This is a genomic window from Halonotius pteroides (assembly GCF_003605635.1).
GTDB classification, from domain to species: domain Archaea; phylum Halobacteriota; class Halobacteria; order Halobacteriales; family Haloferacaceae; genus Halonotius; species Halonotius pteroides.
On record NZ_QMDW01000043.1, the window covers coordinates 1 to 8,966 of the forward strand.

The window sequence follows — 8,966 nt, forward strand, 5'->3', positions numbered from 1 at the left end:
TGAGAATGTGTTCAGTCTCGAAGGGGTAGTTCTCGACGCGGGCGAGCACGCGCTCGACCGCGTCGGCCTTGCTATCATCACCATCGACTGGTTCAACCGCCAGCGTCAGCGGTTTCCCTTGTGCAATGACGAATGCCGTACAGTAGCGGTGGCATTTTGTCGTGCCGTCACGGGCTTGCATCCGGCGGTATTCATCTTCGTCATCGGGGAATCCGTGGAACGGGTTGTCCATGAAATCGAGGCAGATGGTTCTCGACCGGTCGCGGTCGAGAACCGTCATTGCTACCAGTGCGAGAATATCGTTGACAGCGTCGAGCATCGGCCCTTTCTCCAGTGTGTGCAACCAGTCCATCACCGTCTTTCTGTCCGGTGTGTCTTCCGTGTTCTCCGTGACGCCGTTGATTGAGGTTGTGCCAACAGCAGCTCGTAAGACGACTTCCATGATTGCCTCGGAATCGAGGCCGGAGCCCTCGATTCCTTCCATTGGAACCAACTTGGGGAGTTCCAGAGCAAGAGCCTTCAATTGGGCGTTCGAAATGTACTCGTCCGGATCTGTGAGGACGTATTTGAGCTTAGGAAGGTTCATGTCACTCAGATTCGGGCAGCGGATGAATCAGTCACCTGATTCACCCGCTTTCACTCAATACTACGTGTCAGCCATTGGGCCGTTATGACAGATTGGACAACTAGCGACTATGAGCTTCGCTGGCGAATCGAAGAGTGGCACAAAGCACTGAAGACAGGCTGTCAAATCGAGGAACGCCAACTCCAGACGTGGAACCGCATGGACGTGTTATTGGGCTTGTACTCAGTGATTGCGTGGAAGGTACTGGAGTTGCGAAACCTCGCTCGTGAAGACTCAGCGGCTGATCCAGCAGTGTTGTTGAGCGAGGCTGAACGCGCAGTTCTGGAAGCAAGATTTCCAGAACTGCGCGGTGAGAGTGCTAAAACCTACGCTGTCAGTGTGGCAAAATTAGGCGGGTATCTTGATCGCAACTCAGACCCTCCGCCAGGCTGGCAGGCAATGTGGAAAGGCCTGCAGAAACTTCGTATGTGGGCTGAAGGCTACGAACTGGGCGCTGAATAAGCGACACGTCGCTCATTCAGCGAGATCAAGACCACGTCAGTTTACCACGGGGGCGCAGAGAGACATCTCTGCAAGATCTATGAATGTGCCCGAGGTAATGACTGGTTCCTGACTGGTTCTTTTCTCTCGTCACCCGCTTGAGTTAATTTTTCTCTCTCACGTTGAATTATGGGTAAGAGACAGTTCTGTACCTTGCACGCGACTCCTGACGATATTTCGATAGATACGCCGTGGCACGCTTTCTATGACACGGTGGTCTCGAGTATATCAAAAATCAACTCCCCTCATGAACGACGCCGGTGGGGACTGTGAATATGGGGTAAGTACCTGTACGAGAGTAGACAATTTATCTACGTCTATATGTAGCACTAATCGCAATACAACAGTAGAATTGGATCAATCTGCACATATATTTCACCGTCAGAACTGCGAAACGTGGTAATGCTGTTGATAGTTCTTGGTGATAGCAAAGAATATGACTAATACGGTTGATAAAAAATGTAGCGACAGCTGAATATTTTACCTAACCATCGTTAGCTACTTAATTTGAGAAATGTTAAGTAATAAGCTATAATTCTTGATTGAAATTGGTTATGTAATTGAATATCGGTAAATATTAAAGGTATAACGTTCGTTGTAACAAATGCCGATTACGACAGTATTGTGTCTGGCATAGTGCGGTGCCTTCCACCGTCACCGCAAATTGCCTTCAATAAATCATTGAGACGGTAGTCTCGAGAATTGTAATACCAATTACTATCACAGATCATAGGACTATTGAAACAGAAAAGCTAACCAACAATCCTCTTACTCAAAAGCTACGTTGTTGGTTAGTTATCTGCGAACTCGTTGATCGTGATTGCAGTCGGAAAGTTGATTATCGGTTGTCGCAGCCTTCACTGCAACAAAGATTGGACTGCCTACGTCATTCATCGGCGAAAGAGATATACATAACAAAAGATTATGATAGTTTCCCTGTACACCACAGGGCACCATCTGTTTCAGTCATCATGGGTCCGTCACAACCCTCCTTTCGTGGCGTTGAGCGTGAAATAAGGTAGATTCCTTTGCGACACTGAGTATGTCACCGCAAATCGCCTTTATCAGAGTAACGCGGGTGGAGTGCGACAAATTTACTTTTCCATTAGTATATAAGATGAACCGGTCACTGTTTTCAGGTGACCAAACGCTCCTGCTCATCGCTTCCGGATTCGCCGACCCATTTGTGACGGGGATACCCACCCTCCCCATCCTCTTGATCTATGATTAATACACTCCGATGGTGGCAGGTTTTCACTCGGTACACGGGTGTCCCACCGATCTGATTTCGAGCAAAAGAGTCGGCAATCCCCATTAACAATGTATGATAGAACCATCCTCAACCGAAAATAGATGTGTAGATTGAGAAGTGAGACACCCACCAGATTGGATTGATATTTCTACTGGTATGCAAGATACAACACGCGAGTCGGTCACCCGGAAGCATCAGTAAGCCACCGTCTTAGCATATAGACAGTAGCACCGAGTGCGGTGATTCCACTCCCGATTCCGAAACCAGGGGCTGATTCATTACCTTCTGACTGGCTCTCCTCTGGGGTACACTGAACTGCGATCTTGATGGCCCGACAGCATCAGCCAGTGAAGTATCTTCGAGTGATTACATACGCCTGCACAATGGTGTCCGCAATGCGTTGTATCAGGAGGTGTCGGGGTTCGAATCGATTCAGACCATCGCCGATCTGGAACACCCCTGTGCGCTGGCCGCCCGTAACGGTGGGGCCGAGCCATTCCGGTATCAGGAACTCGTCGAATTATTCGATGTCGATCGCCGGACATCCCAGACTTCGAGACGTGTCTGAGTCTGGCGAACTGTTTTTTCAACCTGGCCTAAACGGTAGACGTGATGGTTCCCCACGATAGCTCTCGACCATGCCGCTCCGAAACACACAGGGCAGCCGCCCTCGACGCACAGTCAGCCGACGACAGCACCCGACGCCAGCCGACGACGACACGTCGCCGGGTGATATGCGCCGGCGCCACGGCTGCGACGGCTGCAATCGCCGGGTGTTCGACCGAACAAACGGAGTCGACCCCACCGACACAGATCGACTCGTGGCCACCTGACTCACAGCCGGGCGAACTGGTGACCCGGACGTACTATCCTGAGTGGATCGACTGGGCCGACGAGCGGTTCCGGGAGACCACGGGCGTGTCGATCCGGGCCGAGTACCAGCCGCTCGCCTGGCGGGACAGACCGGTGTACGGCGACGGTATCGTCGGCGACCTCAGGCGATGGTGGGACGATATCAACAACGATACGATCGATGGTCCCCGCCGGCGTGTCGACGTCGTCTCACTACGGGACTGGCGGCTTGACTCGGCCCGCGACCTTCTCCACCCGCTGCCGGTCGACCGGATGCCGGGGTGGGAGCACGTCCGACCCCGGTTCCGCGATGTAGATTTCTACCAATCCGACGGCGGAACGTACGGCGTCCCGGTTGAGGGAACGATCGCCGCGCTGACCTACAATACAGATCGGTTCGACGCTCCGCCAGACTCTTGGGAGCTCCTGTTCGACTCGGAGTTCACCAGCCAAGCGGTCTGTACGGATCCGATCCGGTTTACACACCTCGCTGCGCAGTACCTCGGGCAGAATCCCCGTTCGCCAGACGACTTCGGCGCGATTCGGGCGGTCTTGGAGACGCACCGCGACAGGCTGGCCACGCAGTCGGACGCCGACTTGTCGACGGCTGTCGACGACTTCTTTGTTACCGACGCGGAGGCCATTGAGGCGTTCGCTTCCGGGCGGGCGGTTCTCGGGTCTGTTGGGATGGCGCCAATGTACGTCGCGCGGTTCGGCCGCGGAATCCCGATCGATTATACCGCACCCGCGGAGGGGGCGTTGTTCTCGGCGTTTTTCTTCGGAGTTCCGGAAGAAGCGCCAAACCCGCTCGCGGCCACCAGATTCGTCGACTGGGCGTTGCGGCCCCCCCACGCCGCCCAACTCTCGGCCCGCCAGCAATTCATGCCTACCGTCGACCTCTCGGGGGCAGTCCCTGAAGAGGTGACATCGTTCTTCGAGTGGCCGTCCGAGTGGTCGCTCCGCTACGACGACCCACGGACGACCGATGACGTTGAGGTCGCCTATGGGGAACTCCTCTCGGAGGTCTATGACCTGTACTGAACCGATCCCGTCGTCACAGGGGCGGCGACGATGGTGACTCGGCGCCGGCTCGAAACCGTCGCCCTCGTCGTGGTGGTCGTCGCCGCCGGGATCGGCGTCTTCCTCGTCGACCGCGGCCCCGCGCCACGCACCGCGCTCACGAGCGGCAGCTCGGTCGTCGATGGGGCGCCGGAGCAGTTGCGTGCTCCGACCGCCCCTACTCGCGTCCGAGCGCTCCACGACCGGAACGTGACAGGGGCGACAGCGACCGTCGGCGTCGTCGCCGTCACCCGAGTCAACACTGCACACCCGAAACTGGCGCCGCGCGTGACGGACGAGCGGTCGTTCGGTTCCGCGTCGCAGGAACCCGGCGGTCACGGAACCGCCGCCGCGCTCACGCTGGCGTCGGTCGCCCCAGACGCGGACATACTTGTCGCCACCGCCGACTCCACCGAGGACGCACGCCAAGCGATCGTGTGGCTCGCAGCGCAGGATGTCGATGTCCTGCTTGTCCCCGCCACGGAGTTGGGTGCCCCGGACGATGGCACCGGGACGCTCGCGGGCGCCGCCACGCGAGCCGCCGATCGGGGGTCGCTCGTGGTAGTCCCGACCGGCAACCTCGCCCGCAACCACTGGCAGGGACAACTCCACCCGACGCGTCGAGGCCTCCACACCTTCGGAGACGGCACCCGGCTGTCGCTGTTCCCGCCCGTCGGCGCCGGCACTGAGGCCGGCGGACGGGTACAGGCCCAACTTCGGTGGAACGCTTCGGCGTACCCGCGGGATCTGGATCTAGAGCTGTACCGCTCCGACCCTGCCGGGATTTCCCGGGTGGCGACCTCCGAGCGGATCCGGACAGGGCCAGTCCGAACCGAACGGCTGGACGCACACGCTCGTCCCGGTGACCTGTTCCTCGCGGTCAGGTTTCCGAACCGGACTGTCCGGCGGTTCAACCCGCTCTCCGCACGGATCGAGATCACGACACATCGACACCGGCTGGCAAACGCGACGGCCGCCGGCAGCATCGCGTCGCCCGCGACGGCTACCTCTGCACTCGCGATCGGCGCTGCGGCGCCCGACGAACATGGGGTGGCACCGTACAGTTCACAGGGGCCGACCACGGACCGCCGCCGAGGCGTCGACCTCGTCGCCACACCCACCATCTGGTCGGGGTCGCGGGAGGGAACATCCGCGGCCGCCGCATACGTCGCCGGTGTCGCCGCGCTCGTGAGCGCCGCGGGCGACGCGCCGCCGCCCCATGTCGCGGCCACCCTGTGTCACACCGCGGCAGACGTACCGCCATCCGGCCCCGATCGACGAACCGGCTATGGCCGCCTGGACGTGACCGCCGCGGTGAACGCAACTGGTGAGGCCGGCCGACCTACCGACCACGGTCGCCCGACCCGAATACCCGACTACCCAGCACGCAAACTATGTTGAGCGATCTGTTGAACTCCGACAACCCGCCTGCGATCGACCCAGAGCCGAAGATTCTGAGCCCCGACAGCGACGATACCGGCGCGGTGCTCGACGCGCTCGGCTCCGAGACTAGCCGCGAACTGTACGCCGCGCTCCTGTCCGAACCGCGAACCGCCTCGGAACTTGCGGCGACGGTTGACACTTCGATCCAGACGGTTAGCTATCACATCGACAATCTTCAGGAGGCCGACCTCGTTGAGCCGGGAACGACCCGCTACTCGGATCGTGGCCGGGAGATGACAGTCTGGGTACCTGTCTCCCGTGGAATCCTGGTGACCGACAATCCCGATACCGACCGACTCCGCCGCCGGGTCGCTTCGGTTCTCGGACTCGCCATCGGCGCGGCTACCATCGATGTCGGTGTTGCGGTTCTCGCCCAGCGGGTGCTTCGCCGATCGACCCGGCTCGCCCCCGCAAGCCTTCCCGCCGGCTCGTCACCGCACGCGGACCTGCTCGCGTGGGTTCTGTCGGCCGCGGCGACGGTCGACCTCGGGATCGGACTGTTCCTTGGGGGATTGGCGGTCTTGGCTGTGTGGTGGAACCGCGGGTGAGTTGGGAGAACGCCACCGCTCGTCTATCTACGTTCTACTGACTCACTAATCTCTTCAGCACTAAGCGCGATCACAAAGTCATAGCAGTGTCTCCGCCATTCAGATCGATCGCGACGCTGGCGCTCGTCTTCGTCTGGCAGTTGGTCTCTCTCGGCTTTCTCCCGTGAGAACCTCGTCACTAGCTGTGTGTTCCTCCGGTACTCGTGTTGGCGGTACAGACCGCGACGCGGCGTCTTGTCCGAGGGGGACAAACCGGCGTGCATCAAACGAGTTTCACCACCTGTCTGTTTTCTGCCACCGGATCCCGGCCCAGGTTGTCGAAACCGGCAACGCAGATCGCTATCCCTGTCCACGCACCGGCTACGAGTGGCGAGCGAATGAGTTCACCTCCGCTCGTCTGCTATTTTATCTCCAGAGTCGAATGTTTCTGAACGTAGTCGTGTCACTCTGGCTGAGTGTTCGCTGGGCTCAGGCGTCGTCGGGCTTTGCCTCTGAGCCATCACTACAGCCGTGTCACGAGTGACTGCTCGCGATAGATCCGCTCGTCCTCAACGTAGTTCGCGAGTTCTTTCTTTTACTCCCGTTGCTCGAGAACCAGTCGCTTCTCGTGTTCTCTTGACAAAGATACCGAGCGATATAGAGTCGTGATGCTGACTTCACGCTCTGCATCGCGCAGTCGTCTGTCTGTCAATTACTGTAGAGATTCTTCGCCAACTGCTGAATAGAACGCGCGTGTACAGCAGTACCGTATCCTGTCGAGAGACCATCTCCGCTCAATAAGCAGCGCCGTTCAGAATCCCCGTTCGGCGAACGCTTCCTGTGCCTGTTCGTATACCGTCTCTCCACCGCTCGTGTAAAGTGATGGAAGGTTCACGCGTCGTTTACGTGTCGTTTCTCCGTCGGTGTAGGTAATAACGAGTCGAGGGCGTGTCAGTCCCTTCAGGCCATCCGTTGTAGAGACCTGCTCGATTGTATCAAGTCGAATTCGGTCTGGCGATCGGAACCCACGTGCGTAATTCACCGCCCAGAGTCCGAGTATCGACCCACTAACGGCAGCAATGTAGAGGAAGTTGCCGCCGCGAACCGCGTTGACTACCCACCAGACGCCGACTGGAAACGCAAACAGGTATGCGAGAAAGGCACTACTGAACCACCACGTTCCGCGCTGCCAATAATCTCGATAGAGTGACTTAATATACCCCAAAAAAGACTCTTCGAAGTATACATAATCCTCGGTGAACTGCGCTGTGCCGCGTTTCGTCGGGAACGACTCGATGGAGGGCATACGTTTCTCACCCCAACTACTCAGAAAAATCCGCATAGAGTCGAGTGAGCTCACACTCCGGACAGAGGGATGCAGAAAGTGGGGTTTGATACTCGACACCGAGGCGGTCAAGGATACCGCTGTCTCTCTCAGTTTCGATGTAGAGGTCACCAATACCCTCGGCGGTTACGTTCGTCCGCTCCATCCGGACAGCACAATCCGGACAGGATCGTTCGCTCATGGCTCGGGATCGTGTTTGACAGATCATATCAAAAAGACCCGGCCGCTGTTTCATTAGCTGAAATGCTGCTATCTGCATCTCCTTCCGTTGAATACACCCTCTGCATCGCGCAGTCGGCTGTCTATCAATTACTGTATAGATTGTTCGCCAACTGCTGAATAGACAGCGCGTATCTTGTGATCAGATCTTAGTGAGGATTTCACTCATCTAACAGACAGCATACAACCAATCGATGCCAGCAGATTCGGTAACTTGTGCTTCAAGATCATTCATACACTGGTCTGTTTTGAGTGTGAAGCTATCAGTTGATCCATCGGAGGTGACCGACACATTGAATTTTTCGATGCTATCGGGACTTGCCTGACGCGTATTGTAAGCCGTGACGGTTGCGTCCGGTTGAATAGTATACGTCTGGTTGTGAACTGTTTCTCCTGTTTCTACTCGACGCACCGTCACTGTTGTATTGACAGGGTCGGGTTTTTCGTTTTTGACTTGGATCTGATGATCTGGGTCTGGTGTCTGTGCAGCTTTCGCATTCCCTGACAGGCCACTTTCCTCATTAGCTGTTGAGTCTGAATTCACGTCTTCGGATGGATTGGCTCCCCCGTTGTCTGATGAGCCTGAATCTGTGTTGTTTGCTGAATCGGTTGTGTTTCCTGGCGGGTCAGTTCCCAAACAACCAGTGACAGTGAGACTCACAAATACCCCGGTTAGCTGGAGCAGGTTCCGCCGATTCATACATAAAGTTGATTTCGTCTACATAATATGCTTCTGAACACTTAAACCAAGATTTGAATCAGAGTACCTGTTGGTTCTTACCAAGATTGATAAATAATACAGTCTGGCTTCTGCCGGGGAGCTGTGCAAGATAGAACCTCTGTATCGGTCACTCCGAATATTTCAATATCAATGTTCAGACATTTTTCACCAGATTAGGCAAGAGTCAATTGTTTTCCAGAATTTGCCGGGGAAGATAGCCTCGACACTATTGCAGCTATCGAGACAATTGCAATCCGAAACCCTCGACAAAGTAACAAGCGAGGAACACCATGTCGAAGTATGAAGCGTTTCCTCCGATATATTGCCTACCGGGAACTCTATCGGAGCATCCGAAAACTACTGGAGAGCATTCGTCTTTAGCTAATTCGCTATCTCCTGCTGTGTCGCGGTAGCGAGTCTCT

At 56.6% G+C, this 8,966-nt stretch carries 7 protein-coding genes and 2 pseudogenes; 4 read left to right on the forward strand and 5 right to left on the reverse strand.

The annotated features are described in order from the left end of the window. Positions 1–595: pseudogene (locus DP106_RS14660) on the reverse strand (ISH3 family transposase); the annotation flags it as partial. A gap of 99 nt (positions 596–694) precedes the next feature. Between DP106_RS14660 and DP106_RS14665 the strand changes: the two are divergent. Further along, positions 695–1,087 (forward strand): annotated as a pseudogene (locus DP106_RS14665) (IS4 family transposase); the annotation flags it as partial. Positions 1,088–2,559: 1,472 nt separating this feature from the next. On the opposite strand, the gene DP106_RS16615 reads toward DP106_RS14665, so the two are convergent. Continuing rightward, entirely contained in the window at positions 2,560–2,706 is a 147-nt protein-coding gene (locus DP106_RS16615) for a PGF-CTERM sorting domain-containing protein (RefSeq protein WP_120086532.1), read from the reverse strand. 284 nt (positions 2,707–2,990) lie between these two features. Between DP106_RS16615 and DP106_RS14680 the strand changes: the two genes are divergently transcribed. The 3 genes from DP106_RS14680 to DP106_RS14690 are packed head-to-tail and all read left to right on the forward strand — an operon-like array spanning position 2,991 to position 6,280. Further along, positions 2,991–4,271: an ABC transporter substrate-binding protein gene (locus DP106_RS14680; RefSeq protein WP_120086524.1), complete on the forward strand. Its 1,281-nt coding sequence runs from the start codon at positions 2,991–2,993 to the stop codon at positions 4,269–4,271. Between the two features lie 30 nt (positions 4,272–4,301). Continuing rightward, entirely contained in the window at positions 4,302–5,690 is a 1,389-nt protein-coding gene (locus DP106_RS14685; protein ID WP_120086526.1) for a S8 family serine peptidase, read from the forward strand. Then, positions 5,684–6,280 carry an ArsR/SmtB family transcription factor gene (locus DP106_RS14690; protein WP_120086528.1) on the forward strand — a complete coding sequence of 199 codons (597 nt, stop codon included), beginning with the start codon at positions 5,684–5,686 and terminating at the stop codon, positions 6,278–6,280. The genes DP106_RS14685 and DP106_RS14690 overlap by 7 nt, the downstream gene beginning before the upstream one ends. 790 nt (positions 6,281–7,070) lie before the next feature. Here the strand turns inward: DP106_RS14690 and DP106_RS14695 are convergent. The 3 genes from DP106_RS14695 to DP106_RS14705 form a co-directional block, all read right to left on the reverse strand. Then, positions 7,071–7,565: a hypothetical protein gene (locus tag DP106_RS14695; RefSeq protein ID WP_120086534.1), complete on the reverse strand. Its 495-nt coding sequence runs from the start codon at positions 7,563–7,565 to the stop codon at positions 7,071–7,073. 16 nt (positions 7,566–7,581) lie between these two features. Beyond that, the gene (locus DP106_RS14700; protein WP_120086536.1) at positions 7,582–7,785 is read right to left on the reverse strand and encodes a hypothetical protein; all 204 of its coding nucleotides are present in this window, start codon (positions 7,783–7,785) and stop codon (positions 7,582–7,584) included. A 207-nt stretch (positions 7,786–7,992) separates the two neighbouring features. After that, entirely contained in the window at positions 7,993–8,460 is a 468-nt protein-coding gene (locus DP106_RS14705; protein WP_240625460.1) for a hypothetical protein, read from the reverse strand. Between the last annotated feature and the right edge of the window lie 506 nt (positions 8,461–8,966).

Coding starts and splice junctions, on each gene's coding strand:
- DP106_RS14680 (WP_120086524.1), top strand. CDS start 2,991: ATGGTTCCCCACGATAGCTCTCGACCATGCCGCTCCGAAACACACAGG.
- DP106_RS14685 (WP_120086526.1), top strand. CDS start 4,302: ATGGTGACTCGGCGCCGGCTCGAAACCGTCGCCCTCGTCGTGGTGGTC.
- DP106_RS14690 (WP_120086528.1), top strand. CDS start 5,684: ATGTTGAGCGATCTGTTGAACTCCGACAACCCGCCTGCGATCGACCCA.
- DP106_RS14695 (WP_120086534.1), bottom strand. CDS start 7,565: ATGCCCTCCATCGAGTCGTTCCCGACGAAACGCGGCACAGCGCAGTTC.
- DP106_RS14700 (WP_120086536.1), bottom strand. CDS start 7,785: ATGAGCGAACGATCCTGTCCGGATTGTGCTGTCCGGATGGAGCGGACG.